The 24,917-nt window shown below is 71.9% G+C and carries 19 protein-coding genes; 6 read left to right on the top strand and 13 right to left on the bottom strand.

The features are described from left to right. Window positions 1-137: 137 nt before the first annotated feature. The 7 genes from ACZ60J_RS36735 to ACZ60J_RS36705 form a co-directional block, all read right to left on the bottom strand. Window positions 138-3,095 (bottom strand): M14 family metallopeptidase, encoded by a 2,958-nt coding sequence (locus tag ACZ60J_RS36735; protein WP_469688528.1) that lies wholly within the window; start codon window positions 3,093-3,095, stop codon window positions 138-140. A gap of 153 nt (window positions 3,096-3,248) precedes the next feature. Continuing rightward, a complete protein-coding gene (gene whiA, locus ACZ60J_RS36730; protein ID WP_112449750.1) occupies window positions 3,249-4,250 on the bottom strand; it encodes a DNA-binding protein WhiA in 1,002 nt (333 codons plus the stop codon). Next, window positions 4,241-5,296 carry a gluconeogenesis factor YvcK family protein gene (locus ACZ60J_RS36725; RefSeq protein WP_469688527.1) on the bottom strand — a complete coding sequence of 352 codons (1,056 nt, stop codon included), beginning with the start codon at window positions 5,294-5,296 and terminating at the stop codon, window positions 4,241-4,243. Before ACZ60J_RS36725 ends, whiA begins: the two co-directional genes overlap by 10 nt. Next, complete coding sequence (rapZ, locus tag ACZ60J_RS36720; protein WP_469688526.1) at window positions 5,293-6,288, bottom strand: RNase adapter RapZ; 996 nt, start codon at window positions 6,286-6,288, stop codon at window positions 5,293-5,295. Before rapZ ends, ACZ60J_RS36725 begins: the two co-directional genes overlap by 4 nt. Beyond that, window positions 6,285-8,336: an excinuclease ABC subunit UvrC gene (uvrC, locus tag ACZ60J_RS36715; protein WP_469688525.1), complete on the bottom strand. Its 2,052-nt coding sequence runs from the start codon at window positions 8,334-8,336 to the stop codon at window positions 6,285-6,287. The genes rapZ and uvrC overlap by 4 nt, the downstream gene beginning before the upstream one ends. 159 nt (window positions 8,337-8,495) lie before the next feature. After that, the gene (locus ACZ60J_RS36710; protein ID WP_469688524.1) at window positions 8,496-9,326 is read right to left on the bottom strand and encodes a hypothetical protein; all 831 of its coding nucleotides are present in this window, start codon (window positions 9,324-9,326) and stop codon (window positions 8,496-8,498) included. 4 nt (window positions 9,327-9,330) lie between these two features. Beyond that, complete coding sequence (locus ACZ60J_RS36705) at window positions 9,331-9,978, bottom strand: papain-like cysteine protease family protein (RefSeq protein ID WP_469688523.1); 648 nt, start codon at window positions 9,976-9,978, stop codon at window positions 9,331-9,333. A gap of 249 nt (window positions 9,979-10,227) precedes the next feature. Between ACZ60J_RS36705 and ACZ60J_RS36700 the strand changes: the two genes are divergently transcribed. Beyond that, a complete protein-coding gene (locus ACZ60J_RS36700) occupies window positions 10,228-11,226 on the top strand; it encodes a hypothetical protein (protein WP_469688522.1) in 999 nt (332 codons plus the stop codon). 48 nt (window positions 11,227-11,274) lie between these two features. Here the strand turns inward: ACZ60J_RS36700 and ACZ60J_RS36695 are convergent, their stop codons facing one another. Continuing rightward, on the bottom strand, window positions 11,275-11,706 hold the full coding sequence (locus tag ACZ60J_RS36695; RefSeq protein ID WP_469688521.1) for a Rieske (2Fe-2S) protein: 432 nt from the start codon (window positions 11,704-11,706) through the stop codon (window positions 11,275-11,277). Window positions 11,707-11,780: 74 nt separating this feature from the next. On the opposite strand from ACZ60J_RS36695, the gene ACZ60J_RS36690 reads away from it, so the two are divergent. Both ACZ60J_RS36690 and ACZ60J_RS36685 read left to right on the top strand, forming a co-directional pair. Beyond that, the gene (locus ACZ60J_RS36690) at window positions 11,781-12,680 is read left to right on the top strand and encodes a carbohydrate kinase family protein (protein WP_469688520.1); all 900 of its coding nucleotides are present in this window, start codon (window positions 11,781-11,783) and stop codon (window positions 12,678-12,680) included. A 97-nt stretch (window positions 12,681-12,777) separates the two neighbouring features. Next, window positions 12,778-13,518 (top strand): hypothetical protein, encoded by a 741-nt coding sequence (locus tag ACZ60J_RS36685; protein ID WP_469688519.1) that lies wholly within the window; start codon window positions 12,778-12,780, stop codon window positions 13,516-13,518. Window positions 13,519-13,607: 89 nt separating this feature from the next. Here ACZ60J_RS36685 and uvrA read toward each other — a convergent pair whose 3' ends face one another. Next, the gene (gene uvrA / locus ACZ60J_RS36680; RefSeq protein ID WP_469688518.1) at window positions 13,608-16,601 is read right to left on the bottom strand and encodes an excinuclease ABC subunit UvrA; all 2,994 of its coding nucleotides are present in this window, start codon (window positions 16,599-16,601) and stop codon (window positions 13,608-13,610) included. Window positions 16,602-16,788: 187 nt separating this feature from the next. Between uvrA and ACZ60J_RS36675 the strand changes: the two genes are divergently transcribed. The 3 genes from ACZ60J_RS36675 to ACZ60J_RS36665 all read left to right on the top strand — a co-directional run bounded on the left by ACZ60J_RS36675 (window position 16,789) and on the right by ACZ60J_RS36665 (window position 19,643). Next, window positions 16,789-17,484, top strand: coding sequence for a maleylpyruvate isomerase family mycothiol-dependent enzyme (locus ACZ60J_RS36675; RefSeq protein ID WP_469688517.1), 696 nt, complete (start codon window positions 16,789-16,791; stop codon window positions 17,482-17,484). 9 nt (window positions 17,485-17,493) lie between these two features. Further along, window positions 17,494-18,150 carry an MBL fold metallo-hydrolase gene (locus ACZ60J_RS36670; protein WP_469688516.1) on the top strand — a complete coding sequence of 219 codons (657 nt, stop codon included), beginning with the start codon at window positions 17,494-17,496 and terminating at the stop codon, window positions 18,148-18,150. 161 nt (window positions 18,151-18,311) lie between these two features. Beyond that, window positions 18,312-19,643, top strand: a complete 1,332-nt coding sequence (locus tag ACZ60J_RS36665; protein WP_469688515.1) for an MFS transporter — start codon at window positions 18,312-18,314, stop codon at window positions 19,641-19,643. A 10-nt stretch (window positions 19,644-19,653) separates the two neighbouring features. Here the strand turns inward: ACZ60J_RS36665 and ACZ60J_RS36660 are convergent, their stop codons facing one another. The 4 genes from ACZ60J_RS36660 to ACZ60J_RS36645 form a co-directional block, all read right to left on the bottom strand. Beyond that, window positions 19,654-20,877, bottom strand: a complete 1,224-nt coding sequence (locus tag ACZ60J_RS36660; protein WP_469688514.1) for a serine hydrolase domain-containing protein — start codon at window positions 20,875-20,877, stop codon at window positions 19,654-19,656. A 140-nt stretch (window positions 20,878-21,017) separates the two neighbouring features. Further along, window positions 21,018-22,001: a TerC family protein gene (locus ACZ60J_RS36655; protein WP_469688513.1), complete on the bottom strand. Its 984-nt coding sequence runs from the start codon at window positions 21,999-22,001 to the stop codon at window positions 21,018-21,020. Window positions 22,002-22,266: 265 nt separating this feature from the next. Then, window positions 22,267-24,198, bottom strand: coding sequence for a TerD family protein (locus tag ACZ60J_RS36650; protein WP_469688512.1), 1,932 nt, complete (start codon window positions 24,196-24,198; stop codon window positions 22,267-22,269). Between the two features lie 76 nt (window positions 24,199-24,274). Next, complete coding sequence (locus ACZ60J_RS36645) at window positions 24,275-24,853, bottom strand: TerD family protein (protein ID WP_469688511.1); 579 nt, start codon at window positions 24,851-24,853, stop codon at window positions 24,275-24,277. Between the last annotated feature and the right edge of the window lie 64 nt (window positions 24,854-24,917).

The following is a 24,917-nucleotide window of genomic DNA, read 5'->3' as shown; positions in this document are numbered from 1 at the left end:
ACACTACCTCTCCGTGAGCTTTTGAGTGACATCGACGGTCCCCTGACACGCCCCGAAGCCCCGCACTCTCGGACGAGTACGGGACCTCGGGGACCTTGGGCCCGGTCACTCACGGTGAGTGCGAGCGGGGCCTCTGATCAGTGCTTCAGCGAGCGGAGCGCCTTACCGACGAGTACGGCGCGGTCGGCCGCGGCCGGCACGTGCTCCAGGCCGAAGCCGAGGAGCACGGTGTCACGCGTAGTGACGGCGGCATAGGACTTGAACAGCTCGCCCGACCGGGACCAATCGCCCGGAACATCAGGGCTTCCGGCAGGTGCGCCCTGAGCGGTCCAGACGCCGAGCGAGGACTCGAAGCCCTCGGCCGCCTGGTCCGTGCCGCGGGTCGACACGCGGGCCTCGTCCGCGAAGACTCCGCGGCCGCCCGAACCCGGGTCGGTGATGTAGGCGAGGGAGACCTCGACGGTCCTGCCCGCGTACATGCTCAGGTCGAAGGAGACCTGCTTCCAGCCGTTGGAGGAGCCGGTGAAGGAGTTCCACTGGCCGCTGGTGCCCGAGGGGGTGCAGCCGCCGGCGTCGAGGGTGAGGTAGCGGCGCAGGAACGGGTGGTCGTTGATGAAGAAGCCGGCCCCGCACTCCTCCGGGACGGTCGTGGTGCTCTGGCCGTTCAGGTCGGGCAGCGTGGTCCAGTCGTCGCCGCCCGCGGTACGGGCCTCCAGGACCGCGTGGTCGTAGCCCTCCTCGGTGTTCCAGTTGAGCGCCGTCTTGAGCTTCGGCTGGTCGGCCGCGGTGACCTGGGTGAGGTCGATGGTGCGGGTGAGTCGCTTCCAGTCGTCGTCGTCGTGCGTGGCCGAGGCCATCGAGGCGCCTGCGTACGGGGCGTACGGGTTCACGACCCCGGCGTACTGGCCCGCCTGCGCGCTCTTGAACTGCGGGAACTGCGCCGCGGGCAGGGTGTCGGAGGTGACCGTGTAGGAGCCCGGGCGGTCGAGCGGGTTGCCCGTGGCGTCGCCGAGGGCGCCGCCGGCCCCGGTGAGGGAGCCCGCGCCGGTGAAGCCGGTGGGGCCGGTGACCCCCGCGCGGCCGTAGGCGCCGAGGAAGTACTGGCTGAAGTCGTTGGTCACGGCGCGGCCGACCTGGGCGTTGCCGCCCGCCAGCTCGCCGGCCTCGATCAGCTTGCCGCCCTCGTTGAGGAAGTCGCGCACCGCCAGCTGGGTGTCACCGCCCGGGGACTTGGCCCCGGTGTAGTGGACGGCCGTACGGAAGTGGGACAGGGCTCCGAGGTGGTGCGGGGCGCCCTGGACCGCCACGTCCCAGACCGCCGCGCTCTTGCCGTTGGCCTTCAGGGCGTCGACGTAGGCCTGCGCGTGCTGCGCCGGGGCGCCTTCCTCGGCGATCACCAGCACGTCGGCGCGCGGCCGCTCGGCCACCGTGTACGTGAAGTGCTCGCTGGAGACCTTCTTGCCGCCGTCGCGGCCGGTGAACCAGACCTCGACCTTGTCGCCGGGCTTGGCGCCCTCGACCTCGGCCCGGTACTCGTCGAACCAGTTGTTGTCGTCGCCGCCGTAGACCTCGCCGCCCTTCCAGGCCTTCAGGTCCTCGTCGTGGGTGCGGCCCCCGTTGATCCGGTAGTTCAGCTCCTTGTCCTTCAGCGCCTTGCGGGCCGTGACGGCGACCTTCTGGTCCTCGCCGCGGGCCGCGTAGGAGGTGGTGAAGGGGTCGAGGGTGAAGTCCGCGGCGGTCAGCCCCAGCGAGGACTTCGGCCGGTCCGGGTGCTCGGCGCTCTCGGCGACGGAGAGCGCGAAGGGGATGTTCTTGGCGAACTCGGCCTGGATCAGCTTCTCGTCGTCCGGGAAGTTGAAGCCGGAGGCGCAGTCCTCGGGCTTCCACTGGTCGTCCGGGTCGATCGCGGAGGCCGTCTGGCAGGTGGTCATCTCCGGCGTGAACATCATGATGCCGTTGGCGTTGGCCGCCTGGCTGTCCGCTTCGCCGTTGGTGGTGTAGAGCTCGGAGGAGACCTGCGGGTAGTAGCCGGGGACCGCCGGGTTCTCCGGGGTGCCGGCGAGCGCCTTGTAGGCGACGTCGTCCGGGGTGGGGGTGGCCACCTGCCAGCCCACGCCGTAGAGGATCAGCTCGGCGGCGGAGTGGTAGTTGACGGCGTAGTCGAAGCCGACGCGCTTCTGGAAGGTGTCCAGGGCGACGGTCTCGGGCTCCGAGGCGGCCTTGGCGCCGCGGTAGGTCTCGCTCGCCTGGTTGGGCGAAGAACCCTCGTTGTCGTAGCCCCACTTGTAGGCGAAGTTGCGGTTGAGGTCGACGCCGTCGACCGCGGTGATCTTGCCGTCGCCGTTGTTGTCCCGCAGGTTCTTGCGCCACAGCCGCTGGCCGTCGGGGGCGAAGGTGTAGTCGTAGCCGTCGGGGTTGGCGGAGAGCAGGAACCACAGCTCGGTGGAGTCCACCAGCTTGGTGATCCGCGGGTCCTTGCCGTAGTTGTCGAGGGTGTGGTGCATCAGCCGCCGGGTCATCTCGGGGGTGATCCACTCACGGGCGTGCTGGTTCGACATGAACAGCGTGGAGGGCTTGGCGCCGTCCTTGCCCTTCTTGGCGTTCTTGGTGACCTTCAGGGCGAGGATGTCCTTGCCCTGGACGGTCTTGCCGATGGAGACGACCTTGGTGAGGCCCGGGTTCTCCTGGGCGGTGCGCAGGATCTCCTCCTGGAGCCCTCCCTTGCCGCTGTACGGCCGGAAGACCCCGTCGCCGGCCGCCAGCGAGCGTGCCGCGGCCTTGGCCGCGACCTTGCGTTCGGCGAGCTTGATCCCCTGCGCCGCCAGATCCTTGGCCTGACCGCCGGTGAGGAAGAGCTCGACCTTGGCGGTCCCGGTCTCCGGGGCGCGTTCGGAGAGCTCGTGCGCGTCCTGGCCGGCCGCCAGGACCAGCGGGACCTGCTCCTTGGTGATGTCGGCGTCGTAGACCCGCACCTCGTCGGCGGCGGACCGGTCCGCCGCGCCGGGCTGGGCCTGGGCCGCTGCGGGTAGTGCGGCCAGTGTGGTGCCGAAGACGAATGCGCTTGCGGCGAGGATCGATCTCGCGCGGTGCCTCATGTGCCCCCCTGGGCGTCGTCTGCCACGAAAGCTCCCGTCTGCCACGAAAGCTTCGGACGACAGGCTCACGATCAGCCCATGCTCATGTCAATGGGGCCTACCGAAAAGGGGCCCGCACGAGTGATCGTGCGGGCCCCTTCTGCCGTAGTCCCCTCAGCCGGCCATGTTGTCGGCCAGCTCCTCGCTGTCGCTGAGGTCGAGGTTCGACTCGGTGCCCGGGATCCCGAGGTCCTGGGCCCGCTTGTCGGCCATCGCCAGCAGGCGGCGGATCCGGCCCGCGACCGCGTCCTTGGTCAGCGGCGGGTCGGCGAGGGCGCCCAGCTCCTCCAGGGAGGCCTGCTTGTGCTCCATGCGCAGCCGGCCGGCGGCGGCGAGGTGCTCGGGGACCTCCTCGGCGAGGATCTCCAGGGCCCGCTGGACCCGCGCTCCGGCGGCCACCGCGGCCCGCGCCGAGCGGCGCAGGTTGGCGTCGTCGAAGTTGGCCAGGCGGTTGGCGGTGGCGCGCACCTCGCGCCGCATCCGCCGCTCCTCCCAGGCCAGCACCGAGTCGTGGGCGCCGAGCCGGGTCAGCAGGGCGCCGATGGCGTCCCCGTCCCGTACGACGACCCGGTCCACGCCGCGGACCTCGCGGGCCTTCGCCGCGATGGAGAGCCGGCGGGCGGCGCCGACCAGGGCCAGGGCGGCCTCCGGACCGGGGCAGGTGACCTCCAGGGAGGAGGAGCGCCCCGGCTCGGTCAGGGAGCCGTGGGCCAGGAAGGCCCCGCGCCAGGCCGCCTCGGCGTCGCAGGTGGCCCCGGAGACCACCTGCGGGGGGAGACCCCGGATCGGCCGGCCGCGGCCGTCCACGAGGCCGGTCTGGCGGGCCAGCTGGTCGCCGCCGGCGACCACGCGGACCACGTACCGGTTGCCCCGGCGCAGGCCGCCCGGAGCCATGATCACCAGATCCGAGGAGTGCCCGAAGATCTCCAGGATGTCCTTGCGCAGGCGGCGGGCCGCGATCCCCGCGTCCAGTTCCGCCTCGATGACGATCCGCCCGCTCACCAGGTGCAGCCCGCCCGCGAACCGAAGGATCGCCGAGACCTCCGCCTTCCTGCAGCAGGTGCGGGTGACGGGCAGGCGGGCGATCTCATCCTTCACCGCGGGCGTCATCGCCATGGGCCGATCCTTCCATGCATCCGAAAAATACGGTCGTACGCGGCGGCGAGCAGCTCCGGATCATGCTTCGGAGAGCCGTCCTGCCTGGCAACCGGCGCCAGCTCGACCGCGGCGCCGAACCGTTTTGCGGCATCGGCGAGGGACTCGCGATCGGGCACGGCGGCCTGATCGGCCAGCACCACGTCCAGGGCGAGTTTAGGGGCGTGTCGGGCCAAAACCTCCAAATGACGCTGCGGAGAGAAGCCCTCTGTTTCGCCGGGTTGTGGCGCGAGGTTCAGCGAGAGCACCCTGCGGGCCTTCGTCTCGATGAGCGCGTCGAGCAGTTCGGGCACCAGCAGGTGCGGAATCACCGAGGAGAACCAGGACCCCGGACCGAGCACGACCCAGTCCGCGTCGAGCACCGCCGCGACGGCTTCCGGCACCGCCGGCGGGTCGCTCGGCACGACCTGCACGGAGAGCACCTCGCCGGGGGTCAGCGCCACGGTGGCCTGTCCCCGTACGGTGTCCACGTCCTCGGGGCGGGCCGGATCGTGCCCCTTGACCAGGGCCTGGAGCTCCAGCGGGACCGCCGACATCGGCAGCACCCGGCCCTGGGCGCCGAGCAGCTTGCCGACCAGGTCCAGGGCCTGGACGGGGTCGCCGAGCTGTTCCCACAGCGCCACGATCAGCAGGTTGCCGACGGCGTGCTCGTGCAGGTCGCCCTGGGACTGGAAGCGGTGCTGGATGACCCGCGACCAGGTCTGGCCCCAGTCGTCGTCACCGCACAGCGCGGCCAGCGCCTTGCGCAGGTCCCCGGGCGGCAGGACGCCGAGCTCCTCGCGCAGTCGCCCGCTGGAGCCGCCGTCGTCGGCGACGGTGACGACGGCGGTCAGCTCGCCCGTGATCCGGCGCAGGGCGGTCAGCGAGGCCGAGAGGCCCATGCCGCCGCCGAGCGCCACGACCTTGGGCGCGGCATGGGCCTCGCCACGGCGCAGGCCCGTACGGCCCTCGGCCTGGCCGGTGGTGAGCCGGCGCAGGCGGCGGAGCCGCATGGTGCGTCCGGTCACTCGCGCCCCATGTCCCTGTGGACGACGACGGTCTCGACCCCTTCGGAGGCGAGGCGTGCGGCGAGCTTCTCCGACATGGCGACGCTGCGGTGCTTGCCGCCGGTGCAGCCGACCGCGATGGTCACGTACCGCTTGCCCTCGCGCCGGTAGCCGGTGGCGATCAGCTGGAGCAGCTCCGTGTAGCGGTCCAGGAACTCCTTGGCGCCGGGCTGGCTGAAGACGTAGCCCGACACCTCCTCGTTCAGGCCGGTGAAGGGGCGCAGCTCCGGGACCCAGTGCGGGTTGGGGATGAAGCGGCAGTCGACGACGAGGTCGGCGTCGACGGGGAGGCCGTACTTGAAGCCGAAGGACATGACGGTGGCCCGCAGCTCCGGCTCCTCCTCGCCCGCGAACTGGGCGTCCATCTTGGCGCGCAGCTCGTGCACGTTCAGGCTGGAGGTGTCGATGACCAGGTCGGCGTCGCCGCGCAGCTCGCGCAGCAGGTCCCGCTCGGCGGCGATGCCGTCGACGATGCGGCCGTCGCCCTGGAGCGGGTGGGGCCGGCGGACCCCCTCGAAGCGGCGGACGAGGGCCTCGTCCGAGGACTCCAGGAAGACGATCCGCCGGGTGACCCCGCGGGTCTCCAGGTCGGCGAGGGATTCGCGCAGCGCGTCGAAGAACTGGCGGCCGCGGACGTCGACGACGACCGCGATGCGCGCCACGTTGCCCTGCGAGCGGGCACCGAGCTCCACCATGGTGGTGATCAGCGCGGGCGGGAGGTTGTCGACGACGAACCAGCCGAGGTCCTCCAGGCACTTCGCCGCCGTACTGCGGCCGGCCCCGGACATTCCGGAGATGATCACCAGCTCGGGGATGGCCGCCTCGGCGGTCTCTCCGGGCTCCACTGTCGTGCCCGTACTCACCTGTGCTCCGTCTCGGTCGTACTCGGATGCGATGTCGTGCCCGGAATCCTGCTCGGATCCTCGGTCGTGCCGGGTCTCGCGCTCGGTCATTGCTCGGTCCCCCGATCGGATGCTGCTCCCGCGGGCGCGGGGGTCTCATCCTCAATGATCTCCCCGGTCGCCGTATTGACGGCGGGGCCGGCGGGAACCGCCTGGGCGAGGGCCGCGACCACGGTCTCGGCCGTCTTGCGGCCTATGCCCGGGACCTCGCAGATCTGATCGATTGTCGCCTGTCTCAGCTTTTTCACCGAACCGAAGTGTTTGACCAGGGCCAGCCTGCGGCTCTCGCCGAGCCCGGGGACCTCGTCGAGAGGCCCGGCCTTCAGGCGCTTGCCCCGCTTGTTGCGCTGGTACTGGATGGCGAACCGGTGGGCTTCGTCACGGACCCGCTGGAGCAGGTACAGGCCCTCGCTGCTGCGGGGCAGCACCACCGGGTCGTCCTCCCCGGGCAGCCAGACCTCTTCCAGGCGCTTGGCGAGGCCGCACACGGCCACGTCGTCGATCCCGAGCTCTTCCAGGGCCCGCTTGGCGGCGGCCACCTGGGGCTGCCCGCCGTCGACCACCACGAGCTGCGGCGGGTAGGCGAACCGCTTGGGGCGCCCGTCGTCCTCGGCCGCGTCCTGTCCGACTTCGCCGCCCACGGTGCCCGGGGCGCCCGCGGCGCCCGCGGCGTCCTCGGGGGACCACTCCCCCGTCTTCAGCTTCTCCTGGAGGTAGCGGCGGAAGCGCCGGGAGACCACCTCGTGCATGGAGCGGACGTCGTCCTGCCCCTCGAAGGACTTGATCTGGAAGCGCCGGTACTCGCCCTTGCGCGCCAGTCCGTCCTCGAAGACGACCATCGAGGCGACCACGTCGTCGCCCTGGAGGTGGGAGATGTCGAAGCACTCGATGCGCAGCGGCGCGCCGTCCAGCTCCAGCGCCTCGGCGATCTCCTCCAGGGCCCGCGAGCGGGTGGTGAGGTCGGCGGCGCGCTTGGTCTTGTGCAGGGCGAGGGACTGCTGCGCGTTGCGGTGGACGGTCTCCATGAGCGCCTTCTTGTCCCCGCGCTGCGGGATGCGCAGGCTGACCTGCGAACCGCGCCGCTCGGCGAGCCACTGGCTCAGGGCCGGGGTGTCCTCGGGGAGCGCCGGGACCAGCACCTCCTTGGGGACGGCCTCGCCCGTCTCCTCCCCGTAGAGCTGCTGGAGGGCGTGCTCGACGAGCCCGGCGGTGTCGACGGCCTCCACCTTGTCGGTGACCCAGCCGCGCTGGCCCCTGACCCGGCCGCCGCGGACGTGGAAGATCTGCACGGCCGCTTCGAGCTCGTCCTCGGCGACCGCGAACAGGTCGGCGTCGGTGGCGTCGGCGAGCACGACCGCGTTCTTCTCCATCGCGCGGCGCAGGGCCCCTATGTCGTCGCGCAGCCTGGCGGCCTTCTCGTACTCCATCTCCTCCGCGGCCTCGTGCATCTGCTGTTCGAGGCGGGTGAGGTAGGTGCCGGTGCGGCCGGCCATGAAGTCGCAGAAGTCCTCGGCGAGTTCACGGTGCTCCTCCGGGGTGACCCGGCCGACGCAGGGCGCGGAGCACTTGCCGATGTAACCGAGGAGGCAGGGGCGGCCGATCTGGGCGGACCGCTTGAACACCCCGGCGGAGCAGGTGCGGACGGGGAAGACCCGGAGCATCAGGTCGACGGTCTCGCGGATGGCCCAGGCGTGCCCGTACGGGCCGAAGTAGCGCACGCCCTTCTTCTTGGGTCCGCGCATGACCTGGACCCGCGGGTACTCCTCGTTCATGGTGACGGCGAGGGAGGGGTAGCTCTTGTCGTCCCGGTACTTGACGTTGAACCGGGGGTCGAACTCCTTGATCCAGGAGTACTCCAGCTGGAGCGCCTCGACCTCGGTGGAGACCACGGTCCACTCGACGGAGGCGGCCGTGGTCACCATGGTGGCGGTACGGGGGTGCAGCCCGGCGAGGTCCTGGAAGTAACTGGCCAGCCGCTGGCGCAGGCTCTTGGCCTTCCCGACGTAGATCACCCGGCGGTGGTCGTCGCGGAACTTGTAGACCCCCGGGGAGTCGGGAATCTGTCCCGGCTCGGGGCGGTAACTGGAAGGGTCGGCCATGCCAACCACCCTACTGTCGCCCGCCGACAAGCGGGGCGAGGCCGTCGCTTTCGGATCTTGCCGGGCGGCGCGGGCCAGGCAAGATCCGAAAGAGGCGGCCTCGGCCCCGCAGGGTCCGGCCGCCCGGCGGGCTGCCGGGCGGCCGGACCCCTCGGGTGGCTACGCCCGCACCACCCGCTGCCGCCGGGCGCGCCGGGCGGCCACCGCGCCGGCCGCGCCCAGCGCCAGAGCCACGGCTCCGGCGGTCATCGGGAGTCCGGCGGGAGCGGACCCGGGCCGGGCGGCGGAGGCTGAGGTTTCCTGGGCCGCGGCTTCCGTGGGGGCGAAGCCGCCGGCCTTGCCGGACCTGCCGTAGGCGGATCCCGGCAGCTTGTCCCCGTAGGCCTTCACGACCCGCGCCCGGTAGGCGGCCAGGCTCGCGCCCTGCGCGCCCACGGCCGTCGCCGCGTCCTCGTCGAGGGGCAGGACCCGGTCGCCGCCGGCCACGTACCAGGCGTCGATCTGCGGTTCGCGGAACACGGTCCCGCCGGGGAGTTTCGCCGCGCCGAGCCGTGCGTAGCGGAACTCGTCGTCGCCGGTGGCGATGTTCACCACCTGCCAGCCCGCCGCGGTCTGCGCGGTCCACAGGGCGGCCTGCTGTCCGTCCGAGGAGACGGCCTTGCTGGCGAGGAACTCCAGCCGGGCCACGCCGGCGCCCGCCTTCCCCTCGACGAACTCCGGCGAGAGGTAGTGCACCGGGACCGTCTCGCCCTCGATGCGGGGCTGCGCGGCGGCGAGCGAGACCTTGCCCTCGCGGGCGAAGAAGCGGGACAGGGTGGCGAGGGTGTCGGGGGCCGCCGCGGTCCGCGCTGCGGCGGCCAGGTTCTCGGCGGTGGCGGCCTGCGGCTGCGGAACGGGCGCCGCGGACGCCTGGGTGGGGGCCAGGGCCAGTACGGCGGTCGCGGCGACGGCCGCGGCGGCGAGGCGGCCGTTCATGAGGCGGAGAGCCATGGGATCACGCCCCGATCCGGTAGAGCGAGTGGGTCCAGGAGAAGGTGCTGTTGTTCACGTACCAGGCGTGGGAGGCCCAGTTGTAGCGGTCGCTGGAGGGCCACGGGTCTCCCCAGTACACCCAGCTGTTCGCGGTGTCGTAGCCGTAGATCACGTGCATGTGGCCACCGCCGTTGGACCACTGGATCCGGGTCTCCACCGGGCGGTTGGCGTTGATCTCGGTCTGGACGGTGGAGTACTGGAGCCAGCCGTTCACGTAGGAGCCGGAGTTGATGCCGGCCCAGCGCAGGGCGGTCTGCACGTTGGCCAGGTTGGCCTGGTTGTTGGGGCAGTCGTAGCCCTGCTGGCGGTTGAAGGCCGCGTTGCAGAACTGGTTCTGGCTGTAGCTGCGGCCGAACCAGGTGGCGATGGTGTTGCCCGCGGCGGCCCAGCACCAGTTGGTCTTCTGCTGGGCCTGCATGGTGATGTTCAGCCGCTTGGACGCCAGGGCCGAGCTCTCGGCGGGTGCGGCGGCAGCGGAGACGGAGGTGGCGGTCGTCGTGGTGCCCGTACCGGCGGCGGCATCGGCGGCGGTGGCGGCAGCGGTCGGCAGGGTGAGGAGCAGGGCGGTGACGAAGGCGGCGAGGGTGAGCCGCCGGTTTCTGTTGCGCATCGCGTTCCTCCCGAGGTGGGGAGTGGGGGTGGAGGAGCGCGTCCGGACGCTGTGGAGGAGCATCAGGGTGTTGTCGGGAACAGGTCAACACGCTTCAATACGGCGTGACATCGCGGTGTGAACGGTGGGGCCAGAGTGTGAACGTCCGCCGTCACCCCACCCGGACTCACCTGGACCCACCGGGACCACGGGCGTCACCCGCCGGACCGCCCGCGCCCCGCCGCGTGAACGTTCACAGGAGGAACCGCCATGCGGTCGAGCGCGAACGGCACCTTCCCGGAGAACGCCCCCACCGACGGCACCCCCTCGGACAGCGCCCGCGCGGACGGCGCCCGGGACCTGCCCCACCTGCTGCGCACCGGACCCTTCCACCTCGCGCTCCGCGCCGCACTCGCCGCCCGCGGCCTGCCCCTGCACCGGGTGCAGCACCGGCTCGCCGCCCGCGGCATCAAGCTCGGGGTGACCAGCCTCAGTTACTGGCAGCACGGGGCCCGGCGGCCGGGCCGCCCCGAGTCCCTGAAGGCCGTACGGGCCCTGGAGCAGATCCTCGAACTGCCCGAGGGCGCCCTGCTGCGGCTGCTGGCCGCGCCGGATCCCGCCGCCCCCGGGACGGCCCGGCCGCCCGCGCGCTCGTACCGGGCGCTGTTCAGCGCGGGCGGGGCCGTGGAGGCGCTGCTCGCCGGCATGGAGCTGCCCGCCGACGGCGGCCTGCACACCGTCGGCCATCACGAGCGGGTGCGGATCGGACCCGCCGGCGAGCTGCTCGGCCGCGAATCGCAGCACGTCGTACGGGCCCACCGGGACGGGGTCGACCGGTACGTCGCGGTCCACCAGGGCGACCCGGGCTGCGATCCGGAGCGGATCCGGGTGCGGGCCGTCGAGAACTGCCGGACCGGGCGGATCCGCCGCCATCCCGAAGCGGAGCTGGTCGTCGCCGAGCTGCTCTTCGACGCCCGGCTGCGCGCCGGGGACACCTACGTCTTCGGCTACGGCTTCGAGGACGGCACCGCCGGCCGCAGCACCGAGTACGTGCGCGGCTTCAGCTACACGGGCGGGCAGTACGTGCTCCAGGTCCGCTTCGACGAGGCGGCGCTGCCGGTGCGCTGCCGCCGCTTCACGCGCAGCGGGCCGGACGCGCCGCGCGGGCGGCTCGCCGACCTGAACCCGAGCGGACCGCACCGGGCGGTGCACCTGGTGGAGCAGGGGGTGCGGCGGGGGATCCTGGGGATCGGGTGGGACTGGGAGTGACCCGGGCCCCGGCCCGCCCCGGCCCCCGGCCCCGCCCCCGGGCGCCGGTCAGCCCGCGATGAGCTTGCCGCCCTCGGCCTTGACCGGGACCTCCGGCAGCGGGTCGGTCGCCGGGCCCTGCAGGACCTTGCCCGTGGTCACGTCGAAGCGGCTGCCGTGGCAGGGGCAGTTCGCCTCACCCTTGTCGATCTTGTCCAGGACGCAGCCGGCGTGGGTGCACTGGGCGCTGAAGGCCTTGTACTGTCCGGCCTCCTGGCAGCTGACGATCAGCTTCTTCTCCCGGTACAGCTTCGCGCCCCCCACCGGGACCTCGGCCGCCGCGCCCAGCTCCACGGGCTCGGCGGGCACCGCGGGGCTGCCGTTGCCGCTGTTGCCCTCGGTGGAGCAGGCCGTGAGCGCGGCTCCGGCGCCCACGGCCCCGGCGAGCGCGGCCGCGCCCTTGAGCACGGTACGGCGGGCGGCGGACTGCGACGCGGACATGCGGTTCTCCCAGGACGGCGGGCGGGGCGGGTCCACCCGACGATACCGAAGCCCGATGGGGTAGCTTCCCCCGCGTGATCGTCGTCGGTGGAGAAGCCCTGATCGACCTGGTGCCCGTCGAAGGGCCGCCGGGCGCCCTGCTGCCGCGGCCGGGCGGCGGACCGTACAACACCGCGGTCGCGCTGGCCCGGCTCGGTGCGCCCGTGGCCTTCTGCTCCCGCGTCTCGACGGACGGCTTCGGCACCTCGCTGCTCGACGGTCTGCGCACGGCCGGGGTGGACCTCTCCCTGGTCCAGCGCGGACCGGAGCCGACCACGCTGGCGGTGCCCTCGCTGGCCCCGGACGGCTCGGCGGCGTACGGGTTCTACGTCGAGGGCACGGCCGACCGGCTGTTCCGGCTGCCGCCCGCGCTCCCCGAGGGCGTACGGGCCCTCGCGCTCGGCACCTGTTCGCTGGTGCTGGAGCCGGGGGCGAGCGCCTACGAGACCCTCCTGCGCCGGGAGGCCGGGCGCGGGCTGCCGACCTTGCTCGACCCGAACATCCGCCCGGCACTGATCGCCGACCCGGCGGCCTACCGGGCCCGCTTCCTGTCCTGGCTGCCATACGTCGGCGTGCTGAAGCTGTCGGAGGAGGACGCGGCGTGGCTGGGCGGCCGCCCGGCCGACTGGCTGGCGGCGGGGCCCTCGGCGGTGGTGCTCACCCGGGGGGCCGGCGGCCTGAGCGTGTGGACGCGGGAGGGGGCGGAGCACTCGGTGCCCGCGCGCCGGGTCGCGGTGGTGGACACCATCGGCGCGGGCGACACCGTGAACGCCGCCCTGCTGCACCGGCTCACGGCCGGCGCGGGCGCCGCGGGCCCGGTGGACTGGTCCGAGGTGCTGTCCTACGCCGCTGCGGCGGCCGCGCTGACCTGTACCCGGGCCGGCGCGGAGCCCCCGTACGCCTCCGAGCTCGGCGAAGTACGGCCCGCACCGTAGCGGCCGCAGGGTCGGCGCCGGCCCCGTCGCGGCGGGAACCCACCCCTAACGGCGGTCTCCGCATGCGGGGTGCGCCCCTGCCCGGGAGGGTGACGGCATGGGTCACTGGTGGTACCGCAACGTCCTGGAGCCGGGGAAGCTTCCGATGCTCCTCGCGCTGTCGGCGTTCGTCCTCGCCTTCGCCGTGACCCGGGTCATCACCCGGATGATCCGCGCGGGCAAGGGGCCGTTCCGCAACGTCACTCCGGGTGGACTGCACGTCCATCACGCCGTCCCGGGAGTGATCCTGATGACCGTCGGCGGGTTCACGGGCATCGCCGCGGCCGGCCGGTCGGGGTGGGGGGCCTCGGTGGCGGCGGTGCTGTTCGGCATGGGGACGGGGCTGGTCCTGGACGAGTTCGCACTGATCCTGCACCTCAGCGACGTCTACTGGACCAAGCAGGGCACGATCAGCATCGAGGTCGTGATCATGACGGCGGCGCTGGCGGCGCTGCTGCTCTGCGGGTTCCTTCCGCTGGGGGTGGACGGGCTGACGCCCGACGAGGAGCGCAACCGGCTGACGGCCGCCGCCACGGTGGCGGGGAACCTGCTGTTCGCGGTCGCGGCCCTGTTGAAGGGGAAACCCCGGATGGCCGTTCTCGGCGCGGTCATTCCCCTCATCGCGATGGTCGCCGCCGTACGGCTGGCACGCCCGGCGTCCCCGTGGGCCCGGCGCCTCTACCGCGGTCGGCCCAGGACCCGGGCCAGGTCCATCAAACGGGCCTACCACCACGACCGGCGCTGGAACGGCCTGCGGCGGCGGGTGGACTACCTCATCGGTGGCGCCCCCAGCCAGTAGAGGCCCGGGAACCGGCGGAAAACCGGAAGGGGCGGAAAACGGGAAGGAGGCGCCGATCCGTTGCCGGGACCGGCGCCCCCTCCGCAGGGCTACGCCTTGCGCGCCCGGGTGGCCTTCTTCGCGGCCGGGGCGGCCGCCTTCTTCGCCGGCGCCGCCTTCTTGGCCGCCGCCGGGGCCGCCGCCTTCTTGCGCGCGGCCGTCTTCTTCGCCGGAGCCGCCGGGGCGGCGCCCTCCAGGACCCGGTCCGCGCCCAGGATGTCGCGCAGGAACTTGCCCGTGTGGCTGGCGCCCACCGAGGCGACCTGCTCGGGCGTGCCCTCGGCGACGACGAGGCCGCCGCCGTACCCGCCTTCGGGGCCCATGTCCACGACCCAGTCCGCGGTCTTGACGACGTCGAGGTTGTGCTCGATGACGATGACCGTGTTGCCCTTGTCGACCAGCCCCGACAGCACCTTGATCAGCTTCGAGATGTCCTCGAAGTGCAGACCCGTCGTCGGCTCGTCCAGGACGTACACCGTCCGCCCCGTCGACCGCTTCTGGAGCTCCGAGGCCAGCTTCACGCGCTGCGCCTCGCCGCCCGACAGGGTCGGCGCCGACTGGCCGAGGCGGACGTACCCGAGCCCCACCTCGTTGAGCGTCTTCAGGTGCCGCGAGATCGTGGGGACGGCCTCGAAGAAGCCCGCGGCCTCCTCGATCGGCATGTTCAGGACCTCGGCGATGGACTTGCCCTTGTAGTGGACCTCCAGCGTCTCCCGGTTGTACCGGTCGCCGTGGCAGACCTCGCACGGGACGTACACGTCCGGCAGGAAGTTCATCTCGATCTTGATCGTGCCGTCGCCGGAGCAGTTCTCGCACCGGCCGCCCTTCACGTTGAAGGAGAAGCGGCCCGGCAGGTACCCGCGGACCTTCGCCTCCATCGTCTCCGCGAAGAGCTTGCGGACGTGGTCGAAGACGCCGGTGTACGTGGCCGGGTTGGACCGGGGGGTCCGGCCGATCGGCGACTGGTCCACGTGCACGACCTTGTCGACGAGCTCGTCGCCGTCCACCCGGGTGTGCCGTCCCGGCACCGAACGCGCGCCGTTGAGCTCGCGGGCGAGGTGCGTGTACAGGATGTCGTTGACCAGCGTCGACTTGCCCGAGCCCGAGACGCCCGTCACCGCCGTGAGGACGCCCAGCGGGAAGGACACGTCGATGTCCCGCAGGTTGTTCTCCTTGGCGCCGTGGACCGTGAGCCGGCGCGACGGGTCCACGGGACGCCGCACGTCCGGGAGCGGGATGGACCGCTTGCCGGACAGGTACTGGCCGGTGATCGACTCGGGGTTCTTCAGCAGCTCCTTCATCGAGCCGCTGTGCACGACCTTGCCGCCGTGCTCGCCGGCGCCGGGGCCGATGTCCACGACCCAGTCGGCCACCTTGATGGTGTCCTCGTCGTGCTCGACGACGATGAGGGTGTTGCCCATGTCCCGCAGCCGGACGAGGGTCTCGATCAGGCGGTGGTTGTCCCGCTGGTGCAGGCCGATGGAGGGCTCGTCCAGCACGTACAGCACGCCGACCAGGCCGGAGCCGATCTGGGTGGCGAGGCGGATGCGCTGGGCCTCGCCGCCCGAGAGGGTGCCGGCGGCGCGGTTGAGGGAGAGGTAGTCCAGGCCGACGTCGACGAGGAAGCGCAGCCGCTCGTTGACCTCCTTGAGGACCCGCTCGGCGATCTTCTTGTCGCGGGCGTCGAGCTTGAGGAGACCGAGGAAGTCCGCGCACTCGCTGATCGACATCGCGGCGACGTCCGCGATCGAGCGGTCCATCACGGTGACCGCGAGGACGATCGGCTTGAGCCGGGTGCCCTCACAGGTCGGGCAGGGTACCTCGCGCATGTAGCCCTCGAAGCGCTCGCGGCTGGTGTCGCTCTCGGACTCCGCGTGGCGGCGCTTGACGAACGGCACCGCGCCCTCGAAGGCCGTGGTGTAGGCCCGCTCGCGCCCGTACCGGTTGCGGTAGCGGACCTCGATCTGGGTCTTGTGGCCGTAGAGCAGGGCCTTCTTCGCCCGCAGCGGCAGTCCGGCCCACGCGATGTCGGTGCGGAAGCCGAGCTCCCCGGCGAGGGCGCCGATCAGCCGCTGGAAGTAGTCCTTGGTGTGGCCGAGCGCCCACGGCGACACCGCGCCCTCGTCCAGGGACTTGTCCTCGTCCGGGATGATCAGCTCCGGGTCCACCTCCATGCGCGTACCGATGCCGGTGCACTCGGGGCAGGCGCCGAAGGGCGAGTTGAAGGAGAAGGAGCGCGGCTCCAGCTCCTCGAAGGAGAGGTCGTCGTACGGGCAGTAGAGGTGCTCGGAGTACATCCGCTCACGCTCGGGGTCGTCCTCCGCGAGGTCGACGAAGTCCAGGATCACCATGCCGCCCGACAGCCCGAGGGCGGTCTCCACGGAGTCCGTCAGCCGGCGCTTGGCGCTGTCCTTGACGGTGAGGCGGTCGATGACCACCTCGATGGTGTGCTTCTCCTGCTTCTTCAGCGTCGGCGGCTCGGAGAGCTGGATCGTCTGCCCGTCCACCCGGGCGCGGCTGTAGCCCTTGGTCTGGAGGTCGGCGAAGAGGTCGACGAACTCGCCCTTGCGCTCGCGCACCAGCGGCGAGAGCACCTGGAAGCGGCTGCCCTCGGGCAGTGCGAGCACCTTGTCGACGATCGCCTGCGGCGACTGCCGCGAGATCGGCCGGCGGCACTCGGGGCAGTGGGGCTTGCCGATGCGCGCGAAGAGCAGGCGGAGGTAGTCGTAGACCTCGGTGATGGTGCCGACGGTGGAGCGCGGGTTGCGCGAGGTGGACTTCTGGTCGATGGAGACGGCCGGGGAGAGGCCCTCGATGAAGTCGACGTCGGGCTTGTCCATCTGCCCGAGGAACTGGCGGGCGTACGAGGAGAGCGACTCGACGTAGCGGCGCTGGCCCTCGGCGAAGATCGTGTCGAAGGCCAGGGAGGACTTGCCCGATCCGGAGAGTCCGGTGAAGACGATGAGCGAGTCGCGCGGCAGGTCAAGAGAAACGTTCTTGAGGTTGTGCTCGCGAGCGCCACGAACGATGAGACGGTCGGTCACGCCGGTCCGCACCTTTCTTGAGAGAGCGGGGGCACTGGCCCCCGTCCCAGGGTATTGGGGGGCGCCTCTGCGGTGGAGTGGGAGACTGAACTCCGAGCGTATAGCACGTGCATTCGATTTCCGGCACTGTCTAGCCCTCTTCACCCGATCGTGTAACGAGGGCCCTGCGACCACTAGGCTCGGCCGCATGACTGATCATGCGCACGACCTGCGATCCGTTCATGAGGCCACCGATCGGCTGCTGACCGCGGTCGCGAAGCTGGACAACGCGAAGCTCGCCGAAGAGTCACATCTCCCCGGCTGGACCCGCGGCCACGTCCTGGCACACCTGGCCCGGAACGCGGACGCTCTGGTCGAGGTCTTCGAAGGCCGCCCGATGTACGAGAGCGCCACCTCCCGGGAGTCCGACATCGAGCGCGACGCGGGGCGTCCTCTACTGGAACAGCTCGAAGACGTCCGGAATTCCGCGGACCGCTGGTTCGCCGTCGCCGAGCGCCCGCAGGACTGGACCCGCACCGTGGCACTGCGCAACGGGGTCACCGACGTCGCCGCCCGCGTGCCCTTCCGCCGCCTGATCGAGGTCGAGCTGCACCACGTCGACCTCAACATCGGCTATGAGCTCGCGGACCTCCCGGAGGAGTTCACCGCCCGCGAGATCGAGTTCCTCGCCGAGCGCTGGTCCGGACGTCCGGAGGTTCCGCCGGTGACCTTGAAGACGCACCACTCCGGCCACGTCTGGCACACCGGCGGCTCCGAGGGCACCCCGGTCACCGTCGTCGGCACGCCCGGCGAACTCCTCGGCTGGCTGGCCGGTCGCGACCTCCGGGGCGCCCGCCCGACCGTCGAGGCGGGCGACGGCCTCCCCGAGCTCCCCCCGCTCTAGGATCAAGGCATGACGTACACCGGAGAGGTCAAAGTCGGCGGTCCGGCCGACGTGCACGAGCTCGCGGACCTGATGATTTCCAAGGTCGCGGTGGGCTCGATGAACAACAACGCCTACCTGCTGCGCTGCCGGGCCACCGACGAGCAGCTGCTCATCGACGCGGCCGCGGAGCCGCACACCCTGCTGAGCCTGATCGGCGACGGCGGCGTCGCCTCGGTGGTCACCACCCACCAGCACGGCGACCACTGGGGTGCGCTCGCCGAGGTCGTCGCGGCGACCGGCGCCCGCACGTACGCGGGCGCCCACGACGTGGAGGGCATCCCGGTCACCACCGACGTGCCCGTCGCCGACGGGGACACGATCACGGTCGGCCGCGTCACGCTGACCGCCCGCCACCTGGTCGGCCACACGCCCGGTTCGATCGCGCTGGTCTACGACGACCCGCACGGCCACCCGCACGTGTTCACCGGCGACTGCCTCTTCCCGGGCGGCGTCGGGAACACCCACGGCGACCCGAAGGCCTTCGTCCGGCTCCTCGACGACGTGGAGCGCCAGCTCTTCGACCGGCTGCCGGACGAGACCTGGGTCTACCCCGGTCACGGCAACGACACCCTGCTCGGCGCCGAGCGGCCCCACCTGGCCGAATGGCGCGAACGCGGCTGGTGAGCCGTTCCGGCGCGTCAACCGCGCGCCGGATCGCACTTCCTTCCGGTCATTGATGACCGAACGCACGTCCTGAGGGGGCGGGGCGGGGTAATTGCTGCACCATGCAACAAGACCCCTCCCCCGCTCCCCCCTCCTCCCCCGCTCCCCCCACTTCCCCTTCGATGTTCCGGATCGCCGCGGCCTCCCTCGTCGGCACCGCCATCGAGTTCTACGACTTCTTCGTCTACGGCACCGCCGCCGCCCTGGTGCTCGGCCCGCTCTTCTTCCCCTCCTTCTCCCCGCTCGCCGGGACCCTCGCCGCCTTCGGCACCTTCGGCGTCGGCTTCCTCGCCCGGCCCCTCGGCTCCGCCGTCTTCGGCCACATCGGCGACCGGTACGGCCGCCGACCGGTGCTGCTCGCCTCCCTGCTGCTCACCGGCCTGGCCACGGTGGCGGTGGGCTGCGTGCCCTCGTACGCCTCCATCGGGATGGCCGCGCCGGTCCTGCTGGTCCTGCTGCGCTTCCTCCAGGGCCTCGGCCTCGGCGGGGAGTGGGGCGGCGCGGTGCTGCTGACCTCGGAGCACGCCCCCGAGGGGCGGCGCGGACTGTGGTCGAGCTTCCCGCAGATGGGTCCGGCGGTGGGGTTCCTGCTGGCCAACGGCCTGATGCTGACCCTGTCGAGCACCCTGTCCGACGGGCAGTTCGCCGCCTGGGGCTGGCGGGTGCCGTTCTGGGTCGCGGGGCTGCTGGCCCTGACCGGGCTGTGGCTGCGCCGCTCGGTGGAGGAGACCCCGCAGTTCCGTGCGCTGGCCGAGACCGGCCACCGGGCCGACGCACCGCTGCCGGAGGTCCTACGGGGCCACTGGCGCCTGCTCCTGCTGACCGGCGGCGCCCTGGCCGTGGGCTACGCCGTCTTCTACGCGGTCACCACCTGGTCCCTCGCGTACGCCACCGAGCACCTGGGCGTGCACCGCTCCGTAATGCTGGCCTGCATCATGGTCGCCGTCGCCCTCAAGGGGGTGGCGACCCCGGTCGTCGCGGTGCTCGGCGACCGCTACGGCCGGCGCCCGATGTGCCTGGCGGGCTGCGCGGCGTCCGCGCTGTGGATGTTCCCGTTCGTGGCCCTGCTGCGCACCGCGGACCCGCTGCTGATGACCCTGGGGCTGTTCGGCGCCCTGCTCGGCATGGTGACGATGTTCGCGGTGGTGGGCGCGTACCTGCCCGAGCTGTACGCCCCGCGGATCCGCTGCACGGGCGCGGCCGTCGGCTACAACCTCGGCGGGGTGCTGGGCGGTGCGCTGACCCCGATCGTGGCGACGGCGCTGGCGGACGGCTCCGGCCCGCCGTGGGCCGTCGCCGTGTACCTGACGGCGATCGCCCTGGTCTCGCTGGCCTGCTTCGCGCTGCTGCCGGAGACCAACCCGGTGGTCGTCCGGCAGCGGACGGGTGCGTACGCGGACGCGGAGAAGGGGGCGGCGGAGAAGGAGGCGGCCGAGACGGCCGCCCCCGCCTAGCGGTGCTTCGTCAGCTGCTCTTGTCCACGGTCGGCTTGTGTCCCGGGTACACGTGGCCGGGGGTCACGATGCTGGTGACGGCCTCGCCGAAGAGGGTGCTGGGCTCCTGGCCCTTGTAGAGGTCGTCGGTGTTCAGGACGACGACCATGGTGGCCTGTTCCTCGGGCAGGTAGACGGTCAGCGTCTCGTACCCGGGCAGTGAGCCGTTGTGGCCGATCCAGCCCTGGACGTTGAAGATGCCGAGTCCGTAGCCCGCGCCGGGGATGATGCCGATCGGCTGGGTCTTCAGCCGCTGGGCCTGCGTCGCGGGGGTCAGCAGGGTGCCGGTGGCGAGGGTCTTCGCCCAGCTGCGCAGGTCCTCCAGATCGGAGACCATCGCTCCGGCGGCCCAGGCCCAGGACGGGTCGAAGTCGGTCGCGTCCACGATCTTCCCACCGGGCAGGTCGTTGGTGTAGCCGTGCGCGTGCGGCTCGGGGAACTCCCTGCCGACGGGGAAGAGCGTGCGGCTGCTCAGCCCGGCGGGCTTCACCACGTCCTGCCCGATGACCTCCTGGATCGGCCGGCCGGTGATCTTCTCCACCACCAGGCCTAGCAGGATCAGGTTGGTGTTGGAGTATTCGAACTGCGCATCCGGCGCGAAGTTCACCGGGTGCTTGAAGGAGATGTCGAGCAGCTGCTGCGGCGTGAAGGTGGAGGTGATCCGGGCGTCGAAGCCCGGGTCCTCGCTGTAGTTGTAGAGCCCGCTGCGCATGCCGGCCAGTTCGCGCAGGGTGATGCGGTCCCCGTTCGGGACGCCGCTGATGTACTTGCCGATCGGGTCGTCGAGGCCGATCTTTCCCTGGTCGACGAGCTGGAGGAGGGCGGTGACCGTGAACGTCTTGGTCTCGCTGCCGATGCGTACCCCGAGGTCGGGCGTCATCGGCGCGCCGGTGGACTTGTCGGCCACCCCGAAGGACTTCACGTAGCTGCCCTTGCCGGGGGCCCACAGGCCGACGGTCACGCCCGGGACGGCCGCTTCCTCCATGACCTGGCGGACCGCCGCGTCCAGTCGGGCCGCAACGGCCGGGGTGAGCTGCGGGAATTCGGTGTCGCCGTCGGGGGACGGGGCGGCGGACGCCGACGGGGGCGGGACGGTCGCCCCGTACGCGGAGCCCGCGAGGGCCGGGGTGACCAGCAGGCCGGCGGCTGCGACCGCCGCCCAGGCCCTGCGCATCCTGATGCGGGTCGGCCTCATGGGTCGGCCTCCTGTCGTACGACGACGAGGACAACGTCCCACTCAGCCTAGGCCCGTGCCTCCCCGGTCGCGCGGCGACCGGGGAGGCACGGGTTCAGTACGGGTTCGGCACCGGGATCGGTACCGGTCCGAGCAGCGGATCAGGCGTCGATGCGCTCCGGGCCGGCGGCGGCCTCGGCCTCCGCCTGCTTCTTCGAGGCGATCAGGCTGGTGATCGTGGTGATCACCAGGACACCGCAGATGACGCCGAGGGAGACCGGGATGGAGATCTGCGGGACGTGCACGCCCGACTCGTGCAGGGCGTGCAGCACGAGCTTGACGCCGATGAAGCCGAGGATGACGGAGAGCCCGTAGCTGAGGTGGACCAGCTTCTTGAGCAGGCCGCCGATGAGGAAGTACAGCTGGCGCAGACCCATCAGGGCGAAGGCGTTGGCGGTGAAGACGATGTACGGGTCCTGGGTGAGGCCGAAGATCGCGGGGATCGAGTCCAGGGCGAACAGCACGTCGGTGGTGCCGATGGCGAGCATGACGACCATCAGCGGGGTCAGGATCCGCTTGCCGTTCTTCTGGATGAAGAGCTTGGTGCCGTGGTACTGGTCGGCGACGCCGAACTTCTTCTCGATGGACTTGAGGAGACGGTTCTCCTCGAACTCCTCCTCGTCCTCGTCCTTGCGGGCTTCCTGGATCAGCTTCCACGCGGTGTAGATGAGGAAGGCGCCGAAGATGTAGAAGACCCACGAGAAGTTGGCGATGATCGCGGCGCCGGCGGCGATGAAGATGGCGCGCAGGACCAGGGCGATCAGCACGCCGATCAGCAGCACGCGCTGCTGGAGCTGCGAGGGAACCGCGAACTTCGCCATGATCAGGACGAAGACGAAGAGGTTGTCCACGCTGAGCGACTTCTCGGTGATGAAGCCGGCGAAGAACTCCTGCGAGGCCTGGCCGTGGCCGAACACCATCAGGCCGAGTCCGAAGAGCACCGCGAGGACGATCCAGACGACCGTCCAGATGCCCGCCTCCTTGATGGAGACGTCGTGCGGCTTGCGGCCGATGAAGAAATCGGCGCCGATGAGGATGCCCAGACCGAGAATGGTCAGCACCCATAGGGTCAACGAAACGTCCACGTGAACACGCCTCCGGCAGATGGCTCAGAACTTGTCAGCGTCATCGCTGCCGGAGGTCTCTTCCACCCGGACGGCCAGGAGGCCACGGGCCGGCGCCCCGGGACCGATTGCAGTCCGTATTGACGGGCACGCCGTAGCAGGAAAGCAGGAATACTCCCCTCCGCGCTCACCAGGGTACCCGCCGTGGGCGCGCAAGGTAAAGGGGAGACCAAGAACTGGTCAGTTGCCGGTCATCGGGGCCGGGCGGCGGACCGCCCGGCCGCCGCTACCGCGCGCGGCCGCGGGCCGCCGCGACCCGCTCCAGTGCCTGGTCCAGGACCCGGCTGCCCTGCGGGGGCAGGTCCGGCTCGAAGATCCAGGCGTGGTGGACCCAGGGGTCGGCGAGGTGGTTGTCCGGTACGGGCGACAGCCGCATCAGCGAGCGCCACAGCGGGTCCAGCAGCGGCCCGTAGGCCGAGGCCTCGTCACGGTCAGCGACCATCAGGAGGTGCACGCCGACCGCCGGGCCCTCGTCGGCGAGGTAGCGCAAACGGGTGACGGCGCGGTCGTCGAAGCCGTGCGGGAAGTCGTGCACGATCAGCAGTTGGTCGGAGGTGTCCACATCGGGCGGCAGGTCCTCCGGAGCCCCGGCCCGGACGGCCATCTGTACGAGGTCCACCCGGCGGGTCAGCCGCTCCAGGATCTCGGTGACCCCCGCGGCCCCGGCGGCGGGCGGCCCGGCCAGCACTCCGGCCCGCACGAGCGGGGCCAGCGAGGCGGCTCCGGCTCCGGCCGCGTCGATGACGTGGACGGCGAACCGGTCGGCGGGGTGCGCGGCCAGCATCCGGGCCGCGTGCGCGACGGCCATGTCCATGGCGGCCCGGCGCAGCCGGTCGGTGTCCATCGCCATGGCCGCCTCGGAACCGGTGCGGCCGTTGTCGATCCACAGGCCGCGTTCCAGCGGGACCCGGACCAGCATGGGGATGCGCAGACCGGGCCGCTCGGGCAGGTGGAGGTCGCCCAGGCGCAGGGCGAGCGGGGCCTCGGCGGGCACGGAGTGCGCCTGCCAGACAGGGTTGTCCCAGCGCGCGTACGCGGCGGGCAGCGCGGGCTCGACCACCTCGGACTCGGCGGTGAGCTGGACCAGGTCCCGGTCGAGGACCTCCTGCGCCCGCGCGACCAGCTCGTCGCGGCGGCCCCGGGCGGCGTCGCGGGCGGCGTTCCCGGAGCCGCCGAGGCGGTGGCGGGGGTCGGACAGCGCCTCGTCGAGCTCGCGGTCCATCCGGGAGTCGGCGAACTCGACGGCGCCGCGGTAGGCGGCGACGGCGCGAGCCAGGTCCTCGAACATGCCCCAGACCTGGTTGTAGAGCCGCTCCTCCATGGACCAGCCGCTCGCATCCCCGGCAACGGGGCGGGGCTGCTCCCCGGGCCGCGGCGGCGCGGCGGGGCGCGGCGCGGGCTCGGGCGGCTCGGTGCTGGTGCGGCGGCGCGGGTGGGCGTAGCTGATGGTGGGTGTGCCGGACGCCGGGGTCGGGGCCGCCGGAAGCGGCTCCGGGGGCACCGGTGCGGCCGGTACGTCCTGCGGAACGGGGGCCGGGGCCGACGCCCGGAGTCCCTGCGGCAGGGTCGGCTGCGACGGCATCGGCATCACGGCCAGGGTGATGTCGCCGGCGGCCAGCGGGGGCCCGACGACGGCGTCGGCGAGCAGGGCCGCGGTCGGCGCCGGGAGACCCGCGTCGGCCAGGAGCGCGCCGAGGCCGGCCGCGTACCCCTGGCCGACGGCGCGCACCTTCCAGGCGCCCTGGCGCCGGTACAGCTCCAGGGCCACGACGGCGGTCTCGGACTCCAGTCCGGTCAGCGTGTACCCGGCGAGCTCCGCGCCCTCCGGGTCGGCCACGGACACGTAGGAGGCGGGGACCGCGCCGAACTGCCCGGGTCCGCCGGGCGGCAGGACCAGGACGAGGCCGACCCGGTGGACGGCCGGTGCGACCGCGTCGAGGTCGACCGCCATGCGGTGCTGCGCGGCGGCGCCCCCGGGCACTTCCACCCCGGGGAGGGTCCGGGCGCCCGGGTGGGCGACCGCCCCGGGGCCGGCGAGCCGGCCCGTGTCGTCGCCGAGGTGGGCCAGGGCGAGCACGGGTGTGCCCGCCGAGACCCTGATCTCCACCCGGCTGTGGGACAAGGGGTGGTTCTGCCCCCGGACCAGTTCGGCCGTCATCGTGCAGCCCCTCCCCCGTACCCGTTCTCGCTCTGTTCTTCGCCGGACGATGATGCCGGGTGTGCCGGCGGTCCGCTTACAGGTGCGGCAGGATCGCCGGCATCAGGTCCTGGAAGGTACGGCCGTTGGCCGGGTTTCCGAGGGCCGTCATCTGCCAGCCGCTCCCGACGCGCGACACCTTCGCCATGATCTGGGCGGTGTACTGGCCGCCACCGTCCAGCGTGTAGCGGGCCAGCTCCTGGCCGGTGGTCTCGTCGACGATGCGGCAGAAGGCGTTCTCCACCTCCTGGAACGTCTGGCCGGTGAAGGAGTTCACCGTGAAGACGATCTGGTCGATGTGCACCGGCACGCGCTGCAGATCGACGAGGATCGACTCGTCGTCCCCGCCCTGGCCGACGCCGCCGACGAGGTTGTCACCCGTGTGCTTCACCGAGCCGTCGTCGCTCTGCAGGTGCCTGAAGAAGACGACGTCCACGGGCTGCTTGTCGGCGAAGAGCACCGCCGACGCGTCGAGGTCGATCTCCCGGGTCCGCGAGCCGAACAGCCCCCGGCGCTTGGCCGCCTGCCAGCCGAGGCCCATCCGGACCGCGGTCAGCGTGCCTCCGTCCGACTTCTGCAGACTGATGGCCTGACCCTTGGTCATGTTGACCGTCACGCGCTGTCCCCTCTCCATAGCCCTCCCCCGATGGGGGTGCGCAGCGTGTACCTGCGGCTGTGCC

Source organism: Streptomyces sp. NPDC104226 (assembly GCF_055584085.1).
Note: the sequence above shows the minus strand (reverse complement) of the source record. Positions and strands in the feature narration are given on the sequence as shown.